Here is a 19,049-nt window from a genome sequence, read left to right on the forward strand (position 1 = left end):
AACGCGGCCCGCCCCGGTGCTCCGCGCGGCACGCCTCAACGTCGGTTCACCACGCCCATGGCAGATTTCGCAAGAGAAGTCCTCCCGATCAATCTCGAGGACGAGATGCGCCAGTCCTACCTCGATTACGCCATGAGCGTCATCGTGGGACGCGCGCTTCCCGATGTCCGCGACGGTCTCAAGCCGGTCCACCGGCGTGTCCTCTTCTCGATGAGCGAGCAGGGCAACGTCTGGAACCGTGCCTATCGTAAATCCGCCCGAGTGGTCGGGGACGTCATGGGTAAGTACCACCCGCACGGCGACTCGGCCATCTACGACACCATGGTCCGCATGGCGCAGCGCTTCTCGATGCGTTACTTGCTGGTGGACGGGCAGGGTAATTTCGGCTGTTTCACCGGCGATACCCGGATCAAGCTGGCTGACGGCACCGAAAGAACGTTTGCGGAGTTGGCGCAGCGACCGTCCGACGAGATCTTTTACGTCTATGCGGTGGACGAGACCGGTAAGATCGTGATCGCCGAGGGGCGCCACGCGCGGATGACCCGCCCCAACGCCGAGCTGCTGGAGCTCACCCTGGACACCGGCGATGTCGTCCGCTGTACGCCCGATCATCGCTTCATGCTGCGTGATGGTTCCTACAAGGAAGCTCGGGATTTGACGCCGGACGATAGCCTCATGCCGGGGGTCTTCGACACGGCGCCGGTCAAGCCTGGACTGAATGACTATCTACGCATCCTCCAGCCGAATCTAGGACGCTATCAATTCGTTCATCACCTGGCCGACGAGTTTAATGTCGAGCGAGGTCGATGTGATGCAAAAGGTCCCTTTGTTCGTCATCACCGAAATTTCAACCGCTGGGACAATTCCCCGACCAATATTCAACGTTTGACATTCCTCGATCATCTGCACCTGCATGCCGAGCAGATCGGTGAGCTGTGGCAAGATCCTGAATTCCGCGAGGCGCAGAAACGCGGCGTACATAACTACTATTCCGAGCATCCCGAGGCTCTCGACACACGGCGCGAGCGTTTCATTCGTCAAAACCAGGATGATGACTTCAGGGCGGTGAATGGCGCTCGAACCGCTACGGGGTTGCGTCGTTTCTATGCGAAGAATTCGGATGCGAGGCGCGCGATCTCCGAGCGAATGCATGCATTATGGCAGGATGCCGATTATCGCGAAAAGATGTTCAAGGCGCTGACTGGCATCGAGAAGCGTCCTCTTTCCGATGATGAGAAGGCGAGGATCAGTGCCATCATCTCGGAGAAAAGCAAGCGCATGTGGGGTGATGACGACAAGCGGGGGCAAATCGTCGACGCGATTTGTCGCGCACTGTCGGCCGAGGATGTTCGTAGGAAGATCAGCGATGCTGTTAAACGACAGTGGCTTAACCCCGAATACCGAGCGAAGTTTCCGGCGGAACATTTTGCGCTCATGGCACAAACCTTGTGGCAAAAGCCGGAGACTCGCGATTTCCACCGTGAAAAAATCGCCAAGCAATGGGAGGATGATAAGTTCGTCCGGGCTCAGAGACAGGCCGTCATTGCCAGTAATGCAAGGCGTCTTCGCGAGGATCCTGATTTGATGCAGGATATCAACCGCAAGGCGGTGGAATCGCTGCAGGTTAGCTGGAGCAAGCCCGAGTATCGGCAGAAGGTGATGCAGCGCAAGATCGCAGGCTATGTCTACGATCTGACGAGACGATTCCCTGATTGTGACATCACACCTGAATTATATGAGTCGAATCGTGACCGGAACTGGATTCCGCGACTGAATAAGGCTGTCGAGTATTTTGGCGACTTCGATGCGCTCGTTACGGCAGGAAGGCATTACAACCATCGTGTCGTCAGCACGCGTCGACTCACCGAGCGGGCGGATACCTACGACATCACGGTCGATCACCATCACAATTTTCTACTCGCGTGCGGCGTCTTCGTTCACAACTCCGTAGACGGCGATCCGCCGGCGGCCATGCGCTACACCGAGGTGCGGATGACGCGCATCGCCGATGCGCTGCTCGACGATCTCGACAAAGACACGGTCGATTTCATACCCAATTACGACAACAGCGAGCATGAGCCGGTCGTCCTGCCGGCGCGCTTCCCGAATCTGCTGGTCAACGGCTCCTCGGGCATTGCCGTCGGCATGGCCACCAATATCCCGCCGCATAACCTGCGCGAGATCATCGACGCCTGTCTGGCGATCATCGACAACCCTTTGATCACTATTGAAGAGCTGATGGTCCTGGTGCCCGGCCCCGATTTCCCGACCGCGGCGCTCATCAACGGCGTGCGCGGCATCCGCGAGGCCTATCGCACCGGCCGCGGGCGTGCGGTCATCCGTGCCCGCACAATGGTCGAGGTCCAGAAACGCAGCGGACGCGAGGCGATCGTCGTCACCGAGTTGCCTTACCAGGTCAACAAGGCGCGGCTGCTCGAGCGCATCGCCGAGCTGGTGAAGGAAAAGAAGATCGAGGGCATCGCCCAGGACGGGCTGCGCGACGAGTCCGACAAGGACGGCATGCGTGTCGTCATCGAGCTCAAGCGCGACGCCTATGCCGAGGTGCTGCTGGCCAATCTCTACCAGCACACGCAGATGCAGCAGGTCTTCGGCATCAACATGGTTGCCCTGGTTGACGGCCAGCCGCGGACCCTGAATCTCAAACAGATCCTCGAATACTTCATCCGGCATCGCCGTGATGTGGTGACACGCCGCACCCTCTTCGAGTTGCGCAAGGCGCGCGACCGGGCGCATGTCTTGGAAGGCTATGCGATCGCGCTCGCGAACATCGACGAGATCATCGCCCTAATCAAGGGGTCGGCCAACCCGGCCGAGGCGCGCGAGCGTATGATGGCGCGCACCTGGGCGCCCGGCTCGGTCACCGGCATGCTCGAGCGCGCGGGCGCCGAGCACACCCGACCCGAGGAGCTCGAATCCGCCTTCGGTCTGACCGACGCAGGCTATCGGTTGAGCGAGCGCCAGGCCAAGGCGATCCTGGATCTGCAACTCCAGCGCCTGACCGGTCTGGAGCAGGACAAGATCCTCGACGAGTTCAAAGAGATCCTCGATAAGATTGGCGCCCTACTCATGATCCTCTCCGAATCGGATCGTCTCATGGACGTGATCCGCGAAGAGCTGACCGCGATCCGCGATCAGTTCGGCGACGATCGGCGCACCGAGATCCAGGTCGACCACACCGACCTCACGCTCGAAGACATGATCGCGCCCGAAGAGGTCGTGGTGACCATGTCGCATCAAGGCTATGTGAAGGCCCAGCCGATCAGCGACTATCAGGCGCAGCGGCGCGGCGGCAAGGGCAAGAGCGCGACATCCTTCAAGGAAGAGGACTTCATCGACCGCATCTTCGTCGCCAACTCGCGCGATACCGTGCTCTGCTTCTCCAGCCGCGGCCGGGTCTACTGGCTCAAGGTCTACGAGCTGCCGCAGGCCGGACGCGGTGCGCGCGGTCGCCCCATGGTCAACCTCCTGCCGCTGGAGCCGGGCGAACGCATCAACGCCGTGCTGCCGGTGCGCGACTACGAGTCCGGCTATTTCGTCTTCATGGCGACCAGTGCCGGCACGGTCAAGAAGACCCCGCTCGACGACTTCTCGCGGCCTCTGTCGCGCGGCATCATCGCGATCGACCTGCACGAGGACGAGGTTCTGATCGGCGTGGCCATTACCGACGGCAGGCAGGACCTCATGCTCTTCACCTCCGCCGGCAAGGCGGTGCGTTTCAGCGAGGGGGCGGTGCGCGCGATGGGACGGACCGCCCACGGCGTGCGCGGCGTGTCCCTTGCGCAGGGTCAGAAGGTCATCGCCTTGCTGGTGCCCGAGCCCGGCACCGTGCTCAGCGTGACCGAGAACGGATACGGCAAGCGCACCCGCGTCGAGGACTTCCCGACCAAGGGCCGCGGCACCAAAGGCGTGATCGGTATCAGTACCTCCGAACGCAACGGCGCCCAGGTCGGCGCCGTGCTGGTGCGACCCGGCGACGAGATCATGCTCATCACCGAGGGCGGCACCCTGATCCGCACCCCGATCGATCAGATCCCGGTCGTTGGGCGCAGTGCCCAAGGCGTGAAGCTGATCAATCTCGGCGAGGGCGAGCGACTCTGCTATCTGGAGCGGATCGTGGCGCTGGAGGGCGAGAAGGAGGGCAACGGGGAGCTCGCCGAGGATCAGGATCCGGACGAGCCAACCGGCGAGCCGATCGATGATGATCAGTCTCCCGAGGCCGATCCCGACAGCGATCCGGAGGCATAACAAGCGTTGTCGACCGGTTTCGGTGTGCGCAAGGCAACGGACGCGCGTCTTCGGAGGTGCTCACGCACGACTCCGGAAAATCGACAACCACGCCATCCATCGGCATCATGACGCAACAGATCGGAACCTGAATCACGTCGCGCCCTTTGCGCCTTCGCGGTTTGACACTCAGATGTTTTGTCGAGACTCAACCGCGTCCGGAGCGAGATGCTGATTTTCGAGTGAGCCCGCCGTTTTGCGCATCCGCGGCCCTTAGCGGGGACGCGGCTTAAAATGATCTGTTTTTTTAATATTTTAAACCTCGCCGGCTCCAACGGTCGTCAAGGCTGCCGGAGCCGATCCCATCCAAAAACATCGCATACCGCGCTGGGCGCGGTTTAACGGAGATCAACGAATGGCTCGGGTTTACAACTTTAGCGCCGGCCCTGCAATGCTTCCTGAGCCTGTCCTGAGCAGGGCGCGCGACGAGATGCTCGAGTGGCGCGGCAGCGGCATGTGTGTCGCCGAAATGAGCCATCGCGGCAAGGAGTTCATGTCGATCGCGGCCCAAGCCGAGGCCGATCTGCGCGAGCTTCTGGCGGTCCCGACCCACTACAAGGTTCTGTTTCTGCAGGGCGGTGCATCCACCCAGTTTGCGGCCATCCCGATGAATCTGCTGCGCGGCGCGACGAGCGCGGACTATCTGAGCACCGGCTCCTGGTCCAAGAAGGCGATCTCCGAGGCGCGCCGTTACGGAGAGGTCAAGGTGGTTGCCAGCACCGAGGCCGAACGCTTCACCCGTGCCCCGCGTCAGGACGAGCTGACCCTGAGCGACGATGCCGCCTACGTCCATTACACCCCCAACGAGACCATCGAGGGCGTCGAGTTCCCCTATGTCCCGGACACGGCCGGCAAGCCACTGGTCGCCGACATGTCCTCGACCATCCTGTCGCGTCCGATCGATGTCTCGCGCTTCGGACTCATCTACGCCGGTGCCCAGAAGAACATCGGCCCGGCCGGCCTCGTCATCGTGATCGTCCGCGAGGACCTGCTCGGTCAGACCCTGTCCGGGACGCCGACGATGCTGGACTACAAGGTCCAGGCCGAGAACGATTCCATGTACAACACCCCGCCGACCTACGCCTGGTATCTCGCCGGGCTGGTGTTCGAGTGGTTGAAGGGCCTCGGTGGCCTCGCGGCGATGGGCGAGATCAACGCACGCAAGGCCGAGCTCCTCTACAAGACGATCGATGATTCGGTCTTCTTCAAGAACCCGGTCGAGCCGGCGTCGCGCTCCTGGATGAACGTCCCCTTCACGCTCGCCAACCCCGAGCTGGACGATACCTTCATCAAGGAGGCCAAGGCCGCCAACCTGACCACGCTCAAGGGTCATCGCTCGGTCGGCGGCATGCGTGCCAGCATTTACAATGCAATGCCGCAGGAAGGCGTCGAGGCGCTGGTCGGCTTCATGCAGGAGTTCGAGCGCAAACACGGCTGAACCGCGTCTGCGGTGTGACATGCGCGGTCCGAGTTTTGGATTGGCCCCGCATGTCACCTCGGGCCTCGGCGCGGACGCGGTTCAGGATTAAATCCTTTTTTCTTTTTCTGAATCGCGTCGACTCAAAGGCCAGTTGACGCGCGCGACGCTCGATCCTCCAATTAACATCCGTTTATCACTCAGGACGCGATTCAGTGTTCAAGATTCAGACGCTTAATAATATCGCTGTCGCCGGGCTCGATCGGTTACCGCGTGATCGCTACGAGGTCGCCTCGGAGATCGCCAATCCCGACGCGATTTTGGTGCGCTCGGCCAAGATGCAGGCGGCGGATATCCCGCCGAGTGTGCAGGCGATCGGGCGTGCCGGCGCCGGGACCAACAACGTCCCGGTCGAGGCTATGACGGCGCGCGGCGTGGCGGTCTTCAATGCGCCCGGTGCCAATGCGAACGCCGTCAAGGAGCTGGTGATCGCCGGCATGTTGATCGCGGCACGCAACATCGGTCAGGCGTGGCGCTTCGCGCGCGAGCTCGAAGGCGACGACACGTCCATCCATCAGGCGGTCGAGGCGGGTAAGAAGCAATTCGTGGGCTTCGAGCTGCCGGGCCGCACCCTGGGTGTCATCGGTCTCGGCGCGATTGGAGTGAAGGTCGCCAACGCCGCACGCTCCCTCGGGATGCGCGTCGTCGGCTATGATCCGACCATCACGGTCAAGCGCGCCTGGCAGCTTGAGAGCGACGTGCAGCCGGCGCTGAGCATCGACGATCTGCTCTCGCGCTCGGATTTCGTCACCTTCCACGTCCCGCTCACCGACGACACCCGACGCATGATCAACGCCGAACGACTGCGCACACTGCGCAAGGGCGCCGTCCTGCTGAACTTCTCGCGCGACGGGATCATCGACGACGACGCAGTGGTCACCGCACTGGATCAGGGTCACCTCTATGCCTATTGTTGCGATTTCCCGAGCAATCTGTTGAAGGACCATCCTCGGGTGATCACCCTGCCGCATCTCGGCGCCTCGACCAAAGAGGCGGAGGAGAACTGCGCTGTGATGGTCGCCGAAGAGATCCGCGATTATCTCGAAAACGGCAACGTGACCAACTCTGTGAACTTCCCGGAGATCAATCTCCCTCGCAACGGCGGCTATCGAATCGCGATCGTCAACAGTAATGTGCCCAACATGGTCGGGCAGATCTCGACCGATCTGGCCGCAGCCGGGCTGAATATTCTCGATATGCTCAATCGTTCGCGCGGCAACGTGGCGGTGACCCTGATCGATATCGATCAGCGTTGCCCGGAAGACACGGCGAAGCAATTGCGTAATATCGACGGCGTCCTCTCCGTGCGTTGTCTCGGACCTCGGGAGCGGATCGATTGATGGAGCAGAACAGCACGAAGGGCGACGCCTTGGAAGACGTGCGGAATCGGATCGACGCGATCGATCTGGAATTGCTCGGTCTGATCAGCGAGCGCGCCCTTTGCGCCCAACAGGTCGCTCACATCAAGGCATCGGCCGACGGCAACCGAGTGCAGTTCTATCGGCCCGAGCGCGAGGTCGCGGTCCTGCGTCGCATCAAGGCCGCCAACCCGGGTCCGCTCGACGGCGAGGAGGTAGCACGACTCTTTCGCGAGATTATGTCCGCCTGTCTGGCGCTCGAGCGGCCGCTCAACGTCGCCTTTCTCGGTCCGGCCGGGACCTTCACCCAGGCTGCGGCCATCAAGCACTTCGGCCATTCGGTCAAAACCTTCGCACTGGCGACCATCGGCGAGATCTTCCGTGAGGTCGAGGCCGGCTCGTGCGACTTCGGCGTGGTCCCGGTCGAGAACTCGACCGAGGGCGTGGTCAGCCACACCCTGGACATGTTTATGACATCGCCCCTCATGATCACGGGCGAGGTGAGTCTGCGGATCCACCATCACCTCATGAGCGCGACGGATGATCTCTGTGCCATCCGCACGGTCTATTCGCATCAGCAATCTTTGGCGCAATGTCGAGGCTGGCTCGACCGTCATCTGCCGAACGCGGAGCGCGTCGCCGTCGGCAGCAATGCCGAGGCCGCAAGGACCGCGGCGACCGAAGAGGATGCCGCGGCCGTCGCCGGTCTCCAAGCCGCCGAGATCTACGGACTGAAGGTCCTCGCCGAGCGCATCGAGGACGAGCCCGGCAATACCACCCGCTTCCTCGTCATCGGTCCGCAGGACTCTCGGCCGAGCGGCCAAGGCCAGGACAAGACCAGCCTGCTGCTGTCCTGCCGCAACCAGGCCGGCGGCCTCCACAACCTGCTGACCCCCTTGGCCGCCCACGGGATCAGTATGACCCGCATCGAGTCGCGCCCCTCCCGCCGCGGGATCTGGGACTATGTCTTCTTCATCGACATCATGGGCCACAGAGACGACCCGAAGGTCGCGCTTGCGCTGGAAAACCTCAGGCAGGCATCGCTCTTGTTCAAGGTGCTCGGGTCTTATCCGCTGGCGGTGCTTTAGGCCGTTGATCCCAGATCGGTATGACAAGCATCTCGATCACGGACGGGTTCGATTCGATGTACGGCGTCCGCTCATGTGGGCATGATCTACGCGAGACGCTGTTTGCTGCGCGTCCCCGGCGGTCCGGTCAAGTCGCTCTGCTATACTTCGGATACCCCTTTGACGGAGTACCCGGTCGATGGAAACCATCGGTATCAAAGCGCTCCAAACCAATCCGAGCCTGCTCGGACAGACCCTCGACCGCGGCGAATATCTGCTCATCACGCGGCGCGGCAAACCGATCGGAATTGCCGCCGCCTTCGATGACAGGCTGCTCGACCTTGGCTTTCGAAAATGGATCGCCGTCCGATCCTTCCAGTCGGGTGATCTGAGCTTGGGCCAGGTGGCGCGGGTTTTCGAGAAGTCGCGCGAGGAGATGATGCGACTGCTCGGCGAGCTGGGTGTTCCGATCGCCGACTACCATCTTGCGGAAGAGCTTGAGACCCTAGACCGGCTTGCCCACCCCTGAATGAGGACCGTCGTCAGCGATACGACCGCGCTGATCGTACTCGCGGCGCAACAGCGACTTGATCTCTTCGCCGGCTGTTTCGAGCGTGTGTTGCTTCCCGATGCCGTCTATCGAGAATGGCTCGCCGGCGATCCCGGTGTGGCGGGGATCGTGCAGCAGCGGTCATGGCTCGAGGTGATGTCGGTGGATGAGGTGTCGCTGCTCGTCGAGCTTCGGACCCTGCTCGATCCCGGAGAAGCCGAAGCCCTCACGTTGGCGCGTCAGCGACATCTGCCGCTGATCGTGGACGAGAAGAAAGGACGGCGGGTCGCGCGGATGATGGGCATCCCTGTGCTCGGATTGGTCGGCGTCCTGTTGCTTGCGGTCCAGCGCGAGATCTTGGATTTGGACTCCGCGAAGCAGATTCTCGTGAACGCGAAAGAACGGGGATTTCACCTGTCCAACGGCCTCTACGAGGCGTTTATCATGAGATTGGAAACTCAATGACTGTCCACGACAATCCCTTCCTGCCCCTGACCGCCCCCGGAATTGCCGGGCTCACCCCTTACGTCCCCGGCAAACCGGTTTCAGAGCTGGAGCGCGAGCTCGGTATTCGTGACTCGGTGAAGCTGGCATCGAACGAGAATCCCTTGGGTCCCGGCCCACGGGCGCGCGAGGCGATCGCCGGCCTGATGGGCGAGATCGGGCGGTATCCCGATGGCGGCGGCTTCGAGCTGCGACGCGTGCTCGCCGAGTTCCACGGTGTCCCGCAGAGCGCGGTCACCATCGGGAACGGATCGAACGACGTGCTCGACCTGATCGCACGGACCTTCCTGCATCCCGGTGTGGAGTCGGTCTTCTCCGAGCATGCCTTCGCGGTCTATGCCATCTCGACCCAAGCGGCCGGCGCGACCGCGCGTGTCGCCAAGGCGTGCGACTACGGGAACGATCTCAACGCGATGGCCAGTCTCGTGACGGACAAGACCCGCGTGGTCTGGATTGCCAATCCGAACAATCCGACCGGGACCTGGCTGGCCGCCGCACCGCTCAAGTCATTCATCGGGGCCATGCCGCGAACCTGTATCGTGGTGGTCGATGAGGCTTACACCGAGTATGTCGGCGAGCCGGACTTTCCGGATGCCACGCACTGGCTCGAGTACTTTCCGAATCTCGTCGTCACCCGGACCTTCGCCAAGGCCCATGGTTTGGCGGCGCTGCGGGTCGGTTACGGACTCAGCGATCCGCAGGTTGCGGACCTGCTCAATCGGGTGCGTCAGCCGTTCAACGTCAATGCCTTCGCTCAGGCGGCCGCGGCCGCGGCGATCGGCGATCGCGAGCATGTGCGTGCCTCGGTCGAGCTCAACCGTGCGGGGATGCGGCAGTACCTCGATGCCTTCAAGCGAATGGGGCTCGCGTACATCCCGTCGGTCGGCAACTTCATCACGTTCGATGTCGGCCGGTCGGCCGGTCCTGTGAATCTGGATCTGTTGAAACGCGGCGTCATCGTGCGACCGGTCGGCAACTACGGTCTGCCCAACCATCTACGCATCAGCATCGGTCTCGAGGCCGAGAACGTCCGCTGCATCGCTGCGCTCGAGGATGTGCTCGCGTCATGATCGAGCGGCTGGCGATCATCGGGGTTGGATTGATCGGCGGATCCCTCGCCCGGGCCCTGCGCGAGGCCGGCGCCGTGGGGCGGGTCGTCGGCTGCGGACGCGGGCTTGCCAACCTCGAGCGGGCGCGCGAGCTGGGTGTCGTCGATCTGCTGACGCAGGATCCCGCCGAGGCGGTCGCGGGCGCGGACATGGTGTTCGTCTCCGTACCGCTCGGTGCCATGCGCGGGGTCTTCGAGGCGATTCGCGACCGGCTCGACCCCGCTGCGGTGGTCACCGATGGGGGTAGTGTGAAAGGCAGCGTGGTGGTGGATGCGCTCGGCGTCTTCGGCCAGGTGCCGCCGCGCTTGGTCCCCGGTCACCCGATCGCCGGCACGGAGCACAGCGGCGTGGAGGCATCCGTAGCCGAGCTCTACCGGCAGCGTCGCGTTATCCTGACCCCGTTGCCCGAGACCGACGCCGATGCACTCGCACGCGTTACCGCGATGTGGGAGACCTGCGGCGCCGAGGTCACCTGCATGTCGGTCGCCCATCACGACGAGGTGCTCGCGGCCACCAGCCATCTGCCTCACATGCTCGCTTTCGGGTTGGTCGATGCGCTGGCGCGCATGCGCGAGAACGACGAGATCTTCCGCTATGCCGCCGGCGGCTTTCGGGACTTCACCCGCATCGCTTCGAGTAATCCGGTCATGTGGCGCGACATCTGTCTGGCCAATCGCGAGGCCCTGAGCGCCATGCTGGCGCGCTTCGGTATCGAGATGACCGATCTCGCCGAGAGTATTCGCAGCGCGGACGGGGAGGGGCTGCTCGCCATCTTCGAGCGGGCCAAGGCGGCGCGCGATCGCTATGTGGACGCGCCACGGATCGATTGATTGCACGGCCGTGTGCGGCCGAGCATCTGGAAGGAGTCAGCGACCCGAGCCCTGGCCCTTGTGCGGCAGCCGATGGCTGGCGCGGCGCGCCGGCACATTCGCACTGAATTCCGTGCATATTCACACTGAATTGAAAGGTATCTGTCGGTCGCTGGATCTCGACCACGTCACGATGGCGGGCTATCCTCGTCGTCCATCGGTAATTATCAGCACGATCCGATTCATGCCTTTAGAAGAGACCGAGCAGCGTTTGACTCAGGGTGCCGTCGAGATACCTGACGAGGACTATCGTCTGCTTGTCGAGAACCAAACGGATCTGCTGGTGAAGATCGACCCCGAGGGGCGCTTTTCGTTCGTGAGCCCGAGTTATTGTCGGGTCTTCGGCAAGAACAAGGACGAGCTGCTCGGCCGGTCATTCATGCCGCTCGTCCACGAGGACGACCGCGCGGAGACCGCAGCGGCGATCGCGAATCGGTCTTTGCACCGGCTCCGTATCGCCCCCGGAGGTAACGGTCGACGCACGCTATCTGGCCATGCTCGGCTATGGCGTCGGCGAGATTCAGATCGATCTGCAGAGCTGGCGGCAGATCCTGCACCCGGAGGATCGCGACCGCGTCCAGACCCTTGCCGAGCAGGTGACGAACGGCGACCTCGATCGGTTCGATGCGGAATATCGAATGCGTCATCGTGACGGGCATTGGGTCTGGATCCAGGACCGTTCGCGGGTCTTCGAGCGGGACGCGGACGGCAAGGCGATGCGGGTTGCCGGCACCCACATCGACATCACCCGGCGCAAGGTCGCCGAGCTGAAGCTTGAGTACCTTGTCGACCATGACGAGTTGACCGGGTTGCTGAATCGGCGCGGGATCTGGCAATCGGTTCAGCGGATCCATGCCCGGGGTCGGCGTTCGGGACTGGCCTGCTGTCTTGCGATTCTGGATCTCGACCACTTCAAGCTGGTCAACGACGCCTACGGCCACGGTGTTGGCGACGAGGTGTCGAAACCGGTCAGCTTTCTCCGGCTCGATGTGAACCTCGTTCGGTTGGCCAACGAATCGGTGCGTGCGCGGTCTATCTTGGCCGCGATTCAGCACTCGGCGAAGGATCTCGGCATCACGACCATTGCCAAGCAAATCGAGGACGAAGGCACCTTGCAACGGCTCGTCGATCTGGGTGTCGAATGGGGCTCGTGGTATCTCTTCGGACGGCCTTCGGAGCCGAGCTGACAGGCCGATCGGGCTAGTCTCCTGAGCGATGCAGGGCGAGCAGAGCGGCACCGTAAGCGGCATCCTGATGTTCGGCGCTCATCACCGGGATCCCGAGGATCCGGGTGCGCATCGCCGTCCACGTCGGATTTTCCGCGCCGCCTCCGATGCTCGCGATCCGCCGAGGTGGCGGAGCGCCAAGCTCGGCCAACCGTGCGTAGCCTTCCGCTTCGATGCGGGCGATGCCTTCCAGAAGACCGTGCAGAAAGTCCCGCGGCTCGCTCGGGCGCGGCGAGAGGCGGGGTGCCAACTCGGGATCGTTCCTCGGAAAGCGCTCGCCGGGTCCGATGAGCGGGTAATAATCCAGGCCGGATGGGCGCTCGGGGTCGATGTCGCGGCTGAGCGAGACGATATCGGCGTCGCTGAAGAACCTGCGCAAGACCGCGCCGCCGCTGTTGGAGGCGCCTCCCACCAGCCAAGCGTCGCCGAAGCGGTGGCTGTAGATCCCGTAAGCGGATGCCGTCACCGGACGCTCCGACAGGATCTTCAGCACCAGCGTGCTGCCCAGGCAGGTCACCGCATCGCCGGGCTGCCGTGCTCCGGCGGCGATCACTGCGGCCGTGCTGTCCGTCGTCCCGGCAAGAACCCGGACGGTCGATGGCCAGCCAAGCCGGTTTGCGAGCCTTGTAACGAGGGGTCCGATCGGATCACCGGGCGCGACGATCCGCGGCAGTCTGACCCCTTCGGGGATCAGTGCCGACACCCAATCCGGCCAGCGCAGACGCTCGGCGTCGTACCCCAGCTTCAAGGCGTTGTTCCAGTCACTGACACCATGGTGCCCGGTCAGGCGCCCGGTGATCCAATCCGCTTGGTGTAACGCCAGAGCGACGCTGCCGTGCGGAGACCGCCCGCTCAGATGGATAAGCTTGGCTAGGCTCGCGCTCGGGCCGCGCGCCGGGCTGTCGGTCGGGGCCACCCGGTCGATCGCAGCGGCTTCCGCCGATGCGCGCCGGTCGTTGTACATCAGTGCCGGGCCGCAGGGTTCGCCGTCCGGCCTCGTCAGCAGAAGGGTCGCGGAGGTCGCATCGAGACAGAGGGCAACCGGCTCCCGATCGGGGAGCGCGGCGCCGAGCTGCGTCAGGGTGTCGAGCACGGCTTGCCACCACAGCTCGGGATCCTGCTCGTAGTGCCCCGGAGCCGGGCTCAGCGGCTCGGCAAGGTGGGTGCGTGCGCAAGCCAGATCCCTGCCGGCCTCGTCGATCACCACCGCGCGACACCCGGATGTGCCGAGATCGATGCCGATCCAGGCGAGACCGCGTGTTGACCTTGCGCTCGGGGCCATCGCGCGTCGGGATCCCTGTCGGAGATACGCCGAGATCAGGGGAGTTGAACGGGATCCGCGGGACGCCAACCGTCGGCGCGATGTTCGGCGACCACCGTGGTATAGATCCCTCCGCGGACGTTGAAGGCAGCGGTCAGGCGCATGAAACGCGGCTCGGTCGCCCTCACGAGGTCGCCGAGGATCTCGTTGGTGACTGCCTCATGAAAGGCGCCTTGGTCACGATAGGTCCAGACGTAGAGCTTCAGCGCCTTGAGCTCCACGCAACGCGCCTCCGGGACATACTCCAGGGTCAGCTCCGCAAAGTCCGGCTGGCCTGTTTTGGGACACAGGCAGGTGAACTCCGGGATTTGGATGCGGATGCTGTAGTCACGCTCGGGTTGAGGGTTGGGAAAGGTCTCGAGCGCACGGCTCGGGGCGGTGGACATGGTGCTTGGACTCCAGAAGCGGGGAAACGGATCGTTGCCTCCAAGGCGAATCGATCGGTGTGATTGCGAATACGGGGAGATTAACATGGCTGGCTCGGGCTGCTGAACCCGCAGCCCGGATCCCGAGCGCTGCGTCCCTTTCCGGGGGACGCACCATGGAATACCAGGGAATACCAGGGGGAGTACCAGGGACGGAATACCAGCGAAATAGCAGGGGCAGACCACGGTTTCCGGCGCTGTTGGGGAAACAGAAGAATTCGTCTCCTCAAGTTCACGTTAGCTGCCTAACGAGTGCACAGGCAGGCATTGAATCATGACCGCTACGGTCCTCATCGAGTCATCGGTGATCAGTCCGGTAGGCTGGGGTGAGATGGCCCCGGCGGGAGACGGGTAGCGCCGGGCTGGAGGGCCTCCACGACCAGTGGAGGATTTGTTTTGTCTGGTACGACCCCGGCATTCTGGATGTCTTTACAGAACGAATACGATCTGGAACAGGCCAGCGATGCACTGAGCGACGAGATGAACCGAATCGCGCGCGTTGCCTGATGTCAGGTGTCGTCGGGCGAGATTGTAGAGGTCTGTCAATGTCTTCGGATTCGAGAGCGATCTCTGGCACCACGTGGAATGGCAGGTCAAGCGCGGCAGCAATTGTCCCGCGGAAGGAAACTGCGGCATCCTGGTGTTACGGACGATCGGGTCAAAAGTCACCGGCAATGTCGACATCAATCTTTGCTTTCAGGCAAAAGGCACCGATGGCGTCCGGACGCAATTTAGGCGATTTCCGCAAACTTCCATACCCGTAGGTTGTGCTGACGATAGGAAGCACAACTTGCGCCGACGGTTGGTTGTGCCTCGCACGGCTCGGCACAACCTACGCCTTTGGCATGAAGGTTTCCAGAGTTCGCCTTGGCTCAGCACCCCGGCGTGTAACGCAGGTCCAGCGTATAGGGATGCTCCCCGGCCGGCTCGTGCGGCGGCGGGTCGATCGGGCCCGGGGTGTGGCCCATCAGCCGGAAGCGCGCGATGCGCCGACTCTCCGCCTCGTAGCTGTTGACCGGGAAGTTGCTTTCGCTGCGACCGCCGGGATGTGCGACATAGTAGGTGCAGCCGCCCAGGCTCGCGCGGTTCCACAGATCGACGATCTCGAACAGGAGCGGGCTGTGCGAGGGGATGGTCGGGTGTAGACCGGACGGCGGGCTCCACGCCTTGAAGCGGATCCCGGCGACGAATTCGGCCTTGCGTCCGGTCGGGCGCAGTGGTACACGCCGTCCGTTGCACACGAGCACATGACGGTCGCCGATCATGCCGTTGACCTTCACCTGCATCCGTTCCACCGAGCTGTCGACGAAGCGAGCGGTGCCCTGCGCCGTGACCTCCTCGCCCAGCACATGCCAAGGCTCGATGGCCGCGCGCAGCTCCATGTCGATGCCGTTCTCGGTGACTAGATCCCCGTAGTGCGGGAAGCGGAACTCGAAGAAGGGATCGAACCAGGCCGGGTCGAAGGGATAGCCGGCGCGCTGCAGATCGCAGATGACGTCGTTGAAGTCCTGCCGCACGAAATGGGGGAGCAGGAAACGATCATGCAGTTCGGTGCCCCAGCGCACGGGCTTGCGACGGTAGGGTTCCTTCCAGAAGCGTGCGACCAGGGTGCGCAGCAGCAGCATCTGCGCGAGGCTCATGCGGGCGTGCGGCGGCATCTCGAAGGCACGGAACTCGACCAGGCCCTGACGCCCGGAGGCGCTGTCGGGCGAGTAGAGCTTGTCGATACAGAACTCGGTGCGGTGGGTGTTGCCCGTGACGTCGGTCAGCAGGTTGCGCAGCACCCGATCGACCACCCAAGGCTGCGGCACCTCGCCGGGCGGCATCTGCTGGAAGGCGATGTCGAGCTCGTAGAGGCGATCGTCGCGCGCCTCGTCGACCCGCGGGGCCTGGCTGGTCGGGCCGATAAACATCCCCGAGAAGAGATAGGACAGGCTCGGATGATGCTGCCAGTAGCCGATCAGGCTCTGCACCAGATCGGGCTTGCGCAGGAGCGGGCTGTCCGCCGGGGTCGGGCCGCCGAGCGTGACATGGTTGCCGCCGCCGGTACCCGTGTGGCGGCCGTCGAGCATGAACTTCTCGGTGCCGAGCCGCGCCTGGCGAGCCTCTTCGTAGAGGATCTGGGTGTCGCGCACCATGTCGTCCCAGTTCTCGGACGGGTGGATGTTGACCTCGATGACGCCGGGGTCGGGCGTGACCGCCAGCTTCTGGAGCCGATGGTCGCGCGGCGGCTCGTAGCCCTCGATGATGATGGGCATCTTGAGCTCGGCGGCCGTATCCTCGAGACAGATCACCAGATCCAGCCAATGCTCGAGGTGTGTCAGCGGCGGCATGAAGCAGTAAAGCCGGCCTTCGCGCGGCTCGATGCAGAGCGCGGTGCGGATCAGATCCGGATGCAGGTCGTCGGGCAGGGCGACCTGCGGGTGCAGCGACTGGTGGGACTCGTCCGGAGGCGTCACGCGCCCGTAGCGCGCGGCGAGATCCTGCGGCCGGTGACCCTGCTCGCGGATGGTCTGCGGCGCTTGGGCCGGCTCGACCAGACGCGTATAACGGCGCGCCACCTCGTCGAAGGGCGAGCGCAACGGGGTGACCGCCTCGAAGGGGTTGCGCTCGGGGACGGTGTCCAGCTCGCCCTCGGGGATGTAGGGCAGGGCATCCAGTGGCAGGCGGAAGCCCATCGGGGAGTCGCCCGGGATCAGGAATAGGTTGCCGTCGCGGAAGGTCCAGCGCCCGCTCTTCCAGCGCCCCTCGGCACCGAAACCCCACCAGCGCAGCGGCAGCACATAGCCCGCGACGCGGTTTAGACCCTGTTGGAAGAGCCGGGTCAGGCGCTTGCGTTCGTTGGGGTCTTTGAGCTTGTTGTCGAGCGGGTCGACGTTTGCCGGCAGACGTGCCTCTTTCCAGAGATAGTAGAAGACGTCTTCATGGGCCTCCGACGCGAAGCTCGGATCCACACCCAGGTGACGGGCAAGCGTGCGCACGAAGGTCTCGGCCTCGGCAGGTCCGTGGCCGTACTGCGTGTTCTCCAGGCCGAACAGCTCGGGGTTGCGCCAGACCGGTTGTCCGTCCTTGCGCCAGAAACAGGACAGCGCCCAGCGCGGCAGTTGCTCGCCCGGATACCATTTGCCCTGTCCGATGTGCAGCAGACCGCCGGGTGCGAAGTGGCGCTTGAGGCGCAGCATCAGGTCCTCGGCCAGGATCTTCTTGGTCGGGCCTAGGGCCGCGATGTTCCACTCGGCACCGTCCATATCGTCGATCGAGACGAAGGTCGGCTCGCCCCCCATGGTGAGGCGTACGTCGTCGGCCTTGAGCTCGGCGTCGACCTGATGGCCGAGCGACTCGATCGCCGCCCACTGCTCGTCGGTGTAGGGCTTGGTGACGCGCGGATCCTCGTGGATGCGCGTGATCTCGTTGTGGAAATAGAGCTCGACCTCGCACTTGTCCGTCGCACCCGTGATCGGCGCGGCGCTGCGCGGTGCCGGCGAGCAGGCGAGCGGGATGTGGCCTTCGCCTGCGAACAGACCCGAGGTGGGATCGAGCCCGATCCAGCCGGCGCCCGGCACATAGACCTCGGCCCAGGCGTGCAGGTCGGTGAAGTCGGCCTCCGGACCGGACGGGCCGTCGAGCGATTTCACATCGGCCGTCAACTGCACCAGATAACCGGAGACGAAACGCGCGGCCAGACCCAGATGCCGCAGGATCTGCACCAGCAGCCAGGCGGTATCGCGGCAAGAGCCCAGACGCCGACTCAGGGTTTCTTCGCAGGTCTGGACCCCGACCTCCATGCGGATGACGTAGTTGATGTCCTGCTGGAGCCGCTGGTTCAGATCGACAAGGAAGTAGACCGTCTCGCGTTTGGTGCGATCCACCGCCGCGAGCCACTTCTTAAGCAGCGGTCCGCTTTCGGTGACCTCCAGATAAGGCGCAAGCTCCTTGCGCAGGTCGGGCTCGTATTCGAAGGGATAATAGAAGGCGTAGTCTTCGAGAAAGAAGTCGAAAGGATTGATCGTGATCATCTCGGCGATCACGTCGACCTCGACCGTCAGCGTCTTGGCCTTTTCCGGAAAGACCAGCCGCGCCAGGTAGTTGCCGAAGGCGTCCTGCTGCCAGTTGATGAAATGCTCGGCGGGTTCGACCTTCAGCGAGTAGGAGCGGATCGGTGTACGGCAGTGCGGGGCCGGGCGCAGACGCACGACATGCGGCGCGAGGCTCACCGCGCGGTCGAAGCGGTATTCGGTCTTGTGATTAATGGCGACGAGGATCGACATCGGGGCTGGGTTCCTAACTGAAGTGTCGGGTGTCGAGTCTGACTGTCGTACCGCGGCGCAGGCGGCGCTTGTTCAGACGAGGAAAGACGGGTCGATGTGTTGCTGTCTTGCCGTGGGGTGGCGATCCGCGGTGACCAATAAGCAAAGATCGTGCCGACGCATCGCCAAGGGATTCGGTTCAGGTGCCAACGATCCCACAAAACACCGGCGCTGTCTTGCGAAACGGCTCGCCTGTCGGATGCCGAGGTGTTTCGAGCTCAACGGGGACAGGGAGGTTGGACGCGCTGCGGCCCGAGTCGTTCGGTCGAGGGCGAGATGGATGGTGGGTCGAACGCCGGAACGGATCGGTGCGGATACCGAGCGGCGTGCCCCGCTTTGGCTCGGTTTGTTTGCCCCTTGCTGGTGCGGCCACGGTCGTCGACCTTGACGAACCGCGCGCAGGGCGACCCTGAAGGTACGGTGGTTTCAGGTGAACGAAAGTGCCGGCCGATCCAAACGCATCGGCCGGCGGCTTGAGCCCCGCAGCGCCGAATCGCGCTCGGCCGCGAGCCCGTGGCGCAGATCCAGGAC

At 63.5% G+C, this 19,049-nt stretch carries 12 protein-coding genes and 1 pseudogene; 10 read left to right on the top strand and 3 right to left on the bottom strand.

Features of this window, described 5'->3' with window-relative positions:
* The first annotated feature begins 57 nt into the window (after nucleotides 1-57).
* The 10 genes and pseudogenes from gyrA (at nucleotide 58) to AADX97_RS23610 (ending at nucleotide 12,426) form a co-directional block, all read left to right on the top strand.
* Nucleotides 58-4,266 (top strand): DNA gyrase subunit A, encoded by a 4,209-nt coding sequence (gene gyrA / locus AADX97_RS23565; RefSeq protein WP_374234998.1) that lies wholly within the window; start codon nucleotides 58-60, stop codon nucleotides 4,264-4,266.
* Nucleotides 4,267-4,660: 394 nt separating this feature from the next.
* The gene (serC, locus tag AADX97_RS23570) at nucleotides 4,661-5,743 is read left to right on the top strand and encodes a 3-phosphoserine/phosphohydroxythreonine transaminase (RefSeq protein ID WP_374234999.1); all 1,083 of its coding nucleotides are present in this window, start codon (nucleotides 4,661-4,663) and stop codon (nucleotides 5,741-5,743) included.
* A 194-nt stretch (nucleotides 5,744-5,937) separates the two neighbouring features.
* Entirely contained in the window at nucleotides 5,938-7,122 is a 1,185-nt protein-coding gene (locus AADX97_RS23575; protein ID WP_374235000.1) for a phosphoglycerate dehydrogenase, read from the top strand.
* Complete coding sequence (pheA, locus tag AADX97_RS23580) at nucleotides 7,122-8,228, top strand: prephenate dehydratase (RefSeq protein ID WP_374235001.1); 1,107 nt, start codon at nucleotides 7,122-7,124, stop codon at nucleotides 8,226-8,228. Before AADX97_RS23575 ends, pheA begins: the two co-directional genes overlap by 1 nt.
* 178 nt (nucleotides 8,229-8,406) lie before the next feature.
* Nucleotides 8,407-8,736 (top strand): UPF0175 family protein, encoded by a 330-nt coding sequence (locus AADX97_RS23585; RefSeq protein ID WP_374235002.1) that lies wholly within the window; start codon nucleotides 8,407-8,409, stop codon nucleotides 8,734-8,736.
* Complete coding sequence (locus AADX97_RS23590) at nucleotides 8,737-9,222, top strand: hypothetical protein (protein WP_374235003.1); 486 nt, start codon at nucleotides 8,737-8,739, stop codon at nucleotides 9,220-9,222. It abuts the gene before it with no gap.
* Nucleotides 9,219-10,331 (top strand): histidinol-phosphate transaminase, encoded by a 1,113-nt coding sequence (gene hisC / locus AADX97_RS23595; protein ID WP_374235005.1) that lies wholly within the window; start codon nucleotides 9,219-9,221, stop codon nucleotides 10,329-10,331. The genes AADX97_RS23590 and hisC overlap by 4 nt, the downstream gene beginning before the upstream one ends.
* Nucleotides 10,328-11,200, top strand: a complete 873-nt coding sequence (locus AADX97_RS23600; protein ID WP_374235007.1) for a prephenate dehydrogenase — start codon at nucleotides 10,328-10,330, stop codon at nucleotides 11,198-11,200. The genes hisC and AADX97_RS23600 overlap by 4 nt, the downstream gene beginning before the upstream one ends.
* A 223-nt stretch (nucleotides 11,201-11,423) precedes the next feature.
* Nucleotides 11,424-11,663: pseudogene (locus AADX97_RS23605) on the top strand (PAS domain-containing protein); the annotation flags it as partial.
* A gap of 7 nt (nucleotides 11,664-11,670) precedes the next feature.
* Complete coding sequence (locus AADX97_RS23610; protein WP_374235035.1) at nucleotides 11,671-12,426, top strand: PAS domain-containing protein; 756 nt, start codon at nucleotides 11,671-11,673, stop codon at nucleotides 12,424-12,426.
* 13 nt (nucleotides 12,427-12,439) lie between these two features.
* Here AADX97_RS23610 and AADX97_RS23615 read toward each other — a convergent pair whose 3' ends face one another.
* From AADX97_RS23615 to AADX97_RS23625, 3 genes are all read right to left on the bottom strand, one after another.
* Nucleotides 12,440-13,747, bottom strand: a complete 1,308-nt coding sequence (locus AADX97_RS23615) for an FGGY-family carbohydrate kinase (RefSeq protein WP_374235009.1) — start codon at nucleotides 13,745-13,747, stop codon at nucleotides 12,440-12,442.
* 35 nt (nucleotides 13,748-13,782) lie between these two features.
* Nucleotides 13,783-14,172 (bottom strand): preQ(1) synthase, encoded by a 390-nt coding sequence (gene queF / locus AADX97_RS23620; protein ID WP_374235010.1) that lies wholly within the window; start codon nucleotides 14,170-14,172, stop codon nucleotides 13,783-13,785.
* A gap of 911 nt (nucleotides 14,173-15,083) precedes the next feature.
* On the bottom strand, nucleotides 15,084-18,479 hold the full coding sequence (locus AADX97_RS23625; protein WP_374235011.1) for a DUF2126 domain-containing protein: 3,396 nt from the start codon (nucleotides 18,477-18,479) through the stop codon (nucleotides 15,084-15,086).
* Nucleotides 18,480-19,049 lie beyond the last annotated feature (570 nt).

Origin of the sequence: Thiocapsa sp. C2-2m (assembly GCF_041903745.1) — a bacterium.
Classification (GTDB): Bacteria; Pseudomonadota; Gammaproteobacteria; order Chromatiales; family Chromatiaceae; genus Thiocapsa; species Thiocapsa roseilacustris.

What these genes read in the sequence shown, in the direction of transcription:
- AADX97_RS23625 (WP_374235011.1), bottom strand. Translation starts at nt 18,479, where the DNA reads ATGTCGATCCTCGTCGCCATTAATCACAAGACCGAATACCGCTTCGAC.
- pheA (WP_374235001.1), top strand. Translation starts at nt 7,122, where the DNA reads ATGGAGCAGAACAGCACGAAGGGCGACGCCTTGGAAGACGTGCGGAAT.
- hisC (WP_374235005.1), top strand. Translation starts at nt 9,219, where the DNA reads ATGACTGTCCACGACAATCCCTTCCTGCCCCTGACCGCCCCCGGAATT.
- gyrA (WP_374234998.1), top strand. Translation starts at nt 58, where the DNA reads ATGGCAGATTTCGCAAGAGAAGTCCTCCCGATCAATCTCGAGGACGAG.
- AADX97_RS23585 (WP_374235002.1), top strand. Translation starts at nt 8,407, where the DNA reads ATGGAAACCATCGGTATCAAAGCGCTCCAAACCAATCCGAGCCTGCTC.
- AADX97_RS23590 (WP_374235003.1), top strand. Translation starts at nt 8,737, where the DNA reads ATGAGGACCGTCGTCAGCGATACGACCGCGCTGATCGTACTCGCGGCG.
- AADX97_RS23615 (WP_374235009.1), bottom strand. Translation starts at nt 13,747, where the DNA reads ATGGCCCCGAGCGCAAGGTCAACACGCGGTCTCGCCTGGATCGGCATC.
- serC (WP_374234999.1), top strand. Translation starts at nt 4,661, where the DNA reads ATGGCTCGGGTTTACAACTTTAGCGCCGGCCCTGCAATGCTTCCTGAG.
- AADX97_RS23600 (WP_374235007.1), top strand. Translation starts at nt 10,328, where the DNA reads ATGATCGAGCGGCTGGCGATCATCGGGGTTGGATTGATCGGCGGATCC.
- queF (WP_374235010.1), bottom strand. Translation starts at nt 14,172, where the DNA reads ATGTCCACCGCCCCGAGCCGTGCGCTCGAGACCTTTCCCAACCCTCAA.